The organism is Methylomonas sp. BG-2, from assembly GCF_057766305.1.
In genome coordinates this window covers 1-6,464 of the sequence record NZ_JBYMAP010000218.1, presented here as the reverse complement: position 1 = coordinate 6,464, position 6,464 = coordinate 1, and the positions used below count along the sequence as shown (strand labels likewise).

At 55.1% G+C, this 6,464-nt stretch carries 5 protein-coding genes and 1 tRNA gene; 4 read left to right on the top strand and 2 right to left on the bottom strand.

Annotated features, from left to right (window positions below; genetic code table 11):
* From AC3B8H_RS16945 to AC3B8H_RS16935, 3 genes are all read left to right on the top strand, one after another.
* On the top strand, positions 1-652 hold a 652-nt coding region (locus tag AC3B8H_RS16945), incomplete at its 5' end, for a hypothetical protein (protein ID WP_488442722.1).
* 4 nt (positions 653-656) lie between these two features.
* On the top strand, positions 657-1,409 hold the full coding sequence (locus AC3B8H_RS16940) for an oxygen-binding di-iron domain-containing protein (RefSeq protein WP_488442721.1): 753 nt from the start codon (positions 657-659) through the stop codon (positions 1,407-1,409).
* Positions 1,410-1,626: 217 nt separating this feature from the next.
* A complete protein-coding gene (locus AC3B8H_RS16935; protein WP_488442720.1) occupies positions 1,627-2,937 on the top strand; it encodes a hemolysin family protein in 1,311 nt (436 codons plus the stop codon).
* Between the two features lie 36 nt (positions 2,938-2,973).
* Here AC3B8H_RS16935 and zwf read toward each other — a convergent pair whose 3' ends face one another.
* Positions 2,974-4,461, bottom strand: coding sequence for a glucose-6-phosphate dehydrogenase (gene zwf, locus AC3B8H_RS16930; RefSeq protein ID WP_488442719.1), 1,488 nt, complete (start codon positions 4,459-4,461; stop codon positions 2,974-2,976).
* Positions 4,462-4,758: 297 nt separating this feature from the next.
* Between zwf and AC3B8H_RS16925 the strand changes: the two genes are divergently transcribed.
* Positions 4,759-4,834 (top strand) — tRNA-Lys (locus tag AC3B8H_RS16925).
* A 1,273-nt stretch (positions 4,835-6,107) separates the two neighbouring features.
* Here AC3B8H_RS16925 and AC3B8H_RS16920 read toward each other — a convergent pair.
* Positions 6,108-6,464, bottom strand: a 357-nt coding sequence (locus AC3B8H_RS16920; protein WP_488442718.1) for a hypothetical protein, incomplete at its 5' end; no start/stop codon positions are given.

Sequence of the window (6,464 nt, the reverse complement as noted above, 5' to 3'; positions counted from 1 at the left end):
TACTCGCGTTAGCGTAGAATGCCCTGCCAATTTGACCAGGAGACTGACCGCCATGCCGATAGATTCGATTTCCGCGCAGCTGGACATGCAGCGGATAGTCGCGCTAAACGAGAACATCAAGGAAATTTTGCGGATTTCTTCCGCATCCTATCTGGTTGCCATCAATTCGATGCTGATCTCTAAAGCCTCCGGCCAGCGACTACTCGGATTCGGCGTGGTCAGTTCGGAGTTAAGACTCTTCAGCCGAAAACTGGAAACCGCGATGATCCAACTCAGCCAATTGACCTATGCAATGTCAAAAAAAGCCGCCATCTATAAAAAACTTAGTCGCGAACACCACCTATTGATGACAACGTTACTCAAAAGTCCTCGCGGCGAACAGACGATGAAACTCCCGTTGCAAAACAAATCGGCGGCCTTGCTGTCGGTAACCGATGACTTTGCGGAAGACATCGAAAAGCTCGCGCTCTATTCAAGACGCACCTTGCAACTTTGCAAGGCCGGCAATGCCCTGGCCAGATCAGCCAAAATCGAGGCCGCGCACGGCGGCGAGATGCGTCAGGTGCTCAATGAAATCGCCGAACAAATCGAGAAAACGGTGCTCAACATCGTTTCGTTATTGACAAGCTTACGGGCTACGCTGGAGCACTGAACCGATGAAAAAACTCGAATTTATCTACGAACACGGTCCGCACAAATGGGTCGCCATTGCCCGAGATCCAACCAAGGCCAGCTACTTAATCGATACCAACGAATACCTGATCGTCAACGGCGAACAAGCGATACTCACCGACCCTGGCGGCATGGAGATTTTTCCCGACGTGTTTTCGGCAATCGATACCGAATTCAACCCCAACCAAATCGTGGGCCTGTTTGCGTCCCATCAAGACCCGGATATTATTTCCTCGCTGGCGTTGTGGCTGGAATTCAACCCCCGGCTGAAATGCTACCTAAGCCGGCTATGGACCAGCTTCGTTCCCCATTTTGGCGGCAACGCCGATACGTTTATTGCGCTACCCGACGACGGTACAACTTTTCTGTTAGGCAACCTGGAACTGGAAGCAATACCGGCGCACTACCTGCATTCCTCCGGCAACTTTCAACTTTACGACCGCAAAGCGAAAATATTGTTCTCCGGCGATGTCGGAGCAGCCTTGCTGCCAAATATGAATGCCGGCCTGTTTGTTGAAGACTTCGATAGCCACATCCAACACGCCGAGGGTTTTCACCGACGCTGGATGGGTTCGGAGTCGGCCAAACTGGACTGGTGCGAACGCGTCAGCCGACTCAAGATCGACATGCTTTGCCCGCAACACGGCGCCATTTATCGGGGCAACGATGTCGAACGCTTCATCAACTGGCTGGCCGAATTGAAAATTGGCACCGGTATCGCCAGCCAGCGGGCTTAATTCGATAATTTTTCGCGGCGAAACATTACCAGACCACACCCACGCCATGCACCGCGCGCAGCCCAAACAATCAACATAACCGCACCCGCCAAGCCGCGCTCTCATTTCTAGGCGGCTTGAGATCGGCCTAAGCAACCCGAAATCGAAGGGGCAGCAAGCATCGGTGACGCAACGCGATCGGCTATAATGGCCGTTCCGTTGTGGTTTTCAAAAATGTATGAACACTCTTGTTTTGGTTGCCGGCGCCTTGCTATTGGTCGGTTTGAACGGCTTTTTCGTGGCCGTCGAATTCAGCTTGGTCAAATTGCGGCAAACCCGTATCAAAGCCATTGAACAAACCCGCGGCTGGCGCGGCCGAATTCTCGCCAAAGTTCATAGACAACTCGACACCTATCTATCCGCCTGCCAACTCGGCATCACCCTCGCCTCGCTAGGCCTGGGCTGGATCGGCGAGCCGGCCTTCGCCGATCTGCTAAGACCGATGTTCGCCGAAATGGGCGTCACCTCGGCCGAACTCATTCACAATGTATCGTTTGCGATTGCCTTCTGCACGATTTCGTTTCTGCACATCGTCGTCGGCGAACAAGCACCCAAATCGTTGGCGATTCGCAACCCCGAAGGCATAGGTTTATGGAGCGCCGGACCGCTTTACGCCTTTTACTGGATTATGTATCCGGCGATTTGGTTGTTGAACGCCAGTTCCAATCTGGTGCTGCACCTAGCCGGCTTATGTAGCGAAGGCCATCATGACAGCCATTACTCGACCGATGAGATCAAGCTGATTCTGCGTTCCAGCAGCGGCGGCGGCGGTTTCACCAAGGACGAGCGCAATGTGCTGGCCAAGTCGCTGGACTTCGGTAAATTGGAAGTTTCGGATTTGATGCGGCCCATCCACGAAGTCAAGGCGTTGTACCGAGGGCAGCCCACCGAGGAAATCCTGCAGACCATCTGCGAAAGCGGCTATAGCCGTTATCCCTATTTCGACAACAATCGGATCGACCTAATCGGCTTGGTGCACTTGAAGGATTTGTTTTTGGCCCAACAGCAAGGCCAGCCGCTCGACGACTTGCAGGCCTATCTCAGACCAATACAGCATATTTCCGCGCACCTGCCGGCCTTGGAGCTGTTCCGGCGCTTTACCAAGGGCGCGCCGCACTTGGCGGTGGTCGGCCAGAAGGGCCAGAAACCGGAAGGTTACATCACGCTGGACAATCTGCTGTCGGCATTGGTCGGCGAAATTCGCGACGAATTCGCCCGCTCGCAGAGCGACTGGACCCGTTTGGAGGACGGCGGCTTGCTCGGCAAGGGCAGCCTGCCAATCTTCTCACTGGAGCGGATACTGGGCGTCGATGTCGAAAACGAAGAACTGGATTTAGATGACGTCGATTCGGTCGGCGGCATGATTTTGGCGCAGTTGCAGGACATTCCAGAGGTCGGCGAACGCATCGCCTTCAACCGCTTCGACATTGTCGTCAAGGAAATGAACGGACCGCGCATCGAATGGGTGTTGGTGTATCCGAAAGACTGATTCGGACCGGCGGGCCTCAACCACCGGGCAACCAAGCTAACGGCATTCCGGCAGCAAGGAACTGCGCCAATCCTGACCTTCCTTCTCGAACAAACGCTTGGCGTCGGCCGGCCCCCAGGAGCCGGCCGGATAGGTGGCAATGTAGTCGCGCTCTATTGCCCAGGTTTGCAGGATCGGATCGACGATGCGCCAGGCGTATTCGACTTCGTCGAATCGCAAAAACAGCGACCGGTCGCCTTTCATCACGTCCAACAACAAATCCTCGTAGGCATCGACCCGCCGCTCGTCGGGATGGCGGAAACTGGCGTCCAAACTGGTGGTGCGGGTCCGCATTTCCAGCCCCGGCTCCTTGACGGTCATCTCGATGCGTATGCATTCGTCGGGTTGTATACCCATCAACACCCAGTTCGGCGTCATGCAATGCACATGGGTGTCTCGGAAAAATTGCAGCGGCGGATGGCGAAAACAGATCGCGATCGACGACTGACCTTTGGCCATGCGCTTGCCGGTGCGCAAATAAAACGGCACGCCGCGCCAGCGCCAGTTGTCGATTAGCAGTTTGATCGCCGCGTAAGTCTCGGTGCTGCTGTCGGCCGGAATATTGGTTTCCTCCAAATAGCCAGGGACCTTATGGCCGTCGATATTGCCCTTGGCATACTGACCGCGAAAGGTATGGGCATGTACCGCCGATTTGGGAATCGGCCGAATCGATTTCAATACCTTGACCTTTTCGTCGCGTAGCGATTCGGCATCCATCGACACCGGCGGCTCCATCGCCACCAGTGTCAGCAACTGCAATAAATGGCTTTGCAGCATGTCGCGCAACGCACCGGCGCTGTCGTAATATTCACCGCGGCTGCCGATACCCAAGTCTTCGGCATGGGTGATTTGAATGTGGTCGATGTAATTACGGTTCCACAAGGGTTCCAGCATCACGTTGGCGAAACGGAACACCAGCACGTTCTGTACCATGCCCTTACCGAGATAATGGTCAATGCGGTAAATCTGATCCTCGCTCAAGTAACGGCTCAAACGCTTTTGCAAGGCCTGCGCGCTGTCCAGATCGTAACCGAACGGCTTTTCGATGATCACCCGCCGCCAGCCGTCGTCCTCGTTCAACAAGGCCACCCGACTCAATGCCTCGATGACGTTACCGAAGTCGCCGGGGCTGATCGCCAGGTAAAACGCAATATTTCTGGAAAATTGAGGCCGGCCATGCAAAGCCTCGGCCAGGGATTGGTAGCAGGCCGGATCGTCCATGTCGCCACGATGGTAGTCCAACCGCTCAGCAAACCGCGCAAACACCGAGTCGTCCAAGCCGTCCGCCCCCCGTTCCCGCAACATCGCCTTCACTTCAGCCAACCAGGTTACTCTGTCCCAGCCCCGGCGGCCAACCGCGACAATCCGACAACCATCCGGCAACTTATTTTCCAACTCCAGATGGTAAAAGCCCGGCATCAATTTCAACCGCGCCAGATTGCCGGTCGCCCCAAAGATTACGTACGTGCAAGGTTCTGTCGTCATTGCCCACGCTCCCAGCCGTTTAATTTGGTCTGGCAGTCAGTGTGCCTGAATTCGCCGAACGCGTCGAGTCGCGCACGACAGACCCACACCGAGATAGCGCAAAAGATTCGGTTTATAAATTGATTCGAGCTATCAAATACCATCCCAACCCATTTCCTTACCCCGCCATTCCTGAGCCGGAGTCAGGGCGCGTTTTCATATCGGCTGGTCTATCTTTCATAGCACTTCGGACCATACGAGAAAATTACAAAAAGATTGCATTAATAAAAAAAACCTATATAATGTCCGAATGACTTGGGGTCGTTAGCTCAGCCGGTAGAGCACCGCACTTTTAATGCGATGGTCGTGCGTTCGAATCGCACACGACCCACCATCGAATAAGCAATAAAATCAAGCTGTTAGGCGAAAGCCCAACGGCTTTTTTTATGCCCGTTTGCCGCAACTGTCAACGCCAACCACCGGGGGGTTTAAGCAGACAAATCGACGGGATAGCCGGTTTGCATGAGCACCACCGATAGGAGAAACGCAAAACAAGTTGGCTTCCAATCCTCGTGGACACAAACACCCGCCCACCATGCTAGACTCGAACCGTACTCGACTCCTACCTCGCTCTCGCGGCAAACCCGGTCTGGCTTCGGAATACAAATCTAGGTTTGTACTCCAGAACTTCCTGCACCAACCGGAACCGCGCGCGAGATGCCCCCTACCACGCTAACCAGATCAATTGGTCATCACTGCAACCGCGACGGGTTTTGTCCCCCTGATGCCGCGCCGAGCACCGGAGGGTTTGAGCGGGACTTGCTCGACAGGGGCGCGGCAGGGATGCCGCGCGTTTTCGGAGGGCTAGGACAGCCCTTCCGAAAACCCCGCTCGAACCCGGAGGCGCGCAGGACTCAAGCGGCATGGGGTGGCCTGCAGACTCGCGCCATCCAGGCGCTCGCACTTCGTGCGCCGATGGCGTCCAAATCCGCTCCCGGCGGATTTGTCTTTGGTTTCTTTCTTTTGGCCAAACAAAAGAAAGAAACTCGGTTGTCGGGCCGAGACCCGACATTCAGACTTGCCTTCGCGGCAGCGTATCGTTGTATCAAGACGACGCAGAGCGTCTGAAACGGCATTCCCACGTGGAACGTGGGAACGATGAAAGCGCGTCCCGGCAAACCCGGCCTGGCTTCGGAGTACAAACCTAGGTTTGTACTCCAGAACTACACGCACCCGCTCGAACGGTAGGCAATCCCGACTAGGCTAAGCGAATTAATTGAACAACGTTGCTACCGCGATGGGTTTTGTTCCCTGATGCCGCGCCGAGCACCGAAGGGTTTGAGCGGGAGTTGCCCGGCTGGGGCGCGGCAGGGATGCCGCGCGTTTTCGGAGGGCTAGGACAGCCCTTCCGAAAACCCCGCTCGAACCCGCAGGCGCGCAGGATCAAAGCGGCATGGGGTGTCGTTTCTTTTGGATACTTTTCTTTGGACAAGCAAAGAAAAGTATCTCGGCTGTCGGGCCGAAACCCGACATTTAAACCAGCCTTCGCGGCAGCGAAACGATTGAAACAAAAGCGTTTAAAACGAGCGAGCGACTATCTACGCTATCGATGCGCTTCACGTTGTTCAGCACATCCTATGGGCCTCGCACCATCTAACTTTATTCCGTTATACATCCCTAAGCCACGTGCGCTCTACGCTACTTGTCTGCAGGTTGAAGATGTAGATGCACTCAAATTGGCAGTTCTGTCCCAATGTCTGAAGATAGCTATCTACGCCAGGTCTCCACACATCATCTGGGACCATTGGATTGCCTTCAATGTAAGCCAGGAGGCTTAACGGATGGGCGGTGGCATACCTCTTAGTCATTTTTGCGCTAAGTGCGTCGACGACCGGGTCCCCCACCGACACGGCCGCGGAAGCGTCAAACAACGGTCCCGTGAAGCGACCGCGGCTGACGTGAAGGGAACTGAATTCCTTCTCGAGACCGAGGTTCTGGGGTGATACGTCACCTGAGACATTGTC